This is a genomic window from Bradyrhizobium sp. Leo114, assembly GCF_055229415.2.
In genome coordinates, this window is record NZ_JBUYEN020000277.1 from 1 (window position 1) to 255 (window position 255).

Consider the following 255-nt stretch of genomic DNA (forward strand, 5'->3'; position numbering starts at 1 on the left):
CTCGGCGTAAAGGGGCTTGTTGAGCGGATATTTCTTGGTCCGCGAAGGATTATTTGGAATGACGGCCTGTGCGCCCTTTGCGGCGATGGCGGTTCTGAACGCGTCGGAATCGTAGGCCGCATCCGCCCTGACGAACTCGGCTGCAAGACCCTCGACGAGGGGCTGGGCTTGTGGGGCATCGCCGGCTTGGCCTGCCGTCAGGAAGAAACGGACCGGACAGCCCAAGCCGCGGACGGCCATATGGATCTTAGTCGT

The 255-nt window shown here is 62.0% G+C and carries 1 protein-coding gene; it reads right to left on the minus strand.

Annotation, left to right across the window (positions count from 1 at the left end):
* Nucleotides 1-255: transposase (locus tag ACZIRK_RS45735; protein WP_474419913.1), on the minus strand; the 255-nt coding region annotated here is incomplete at both ends.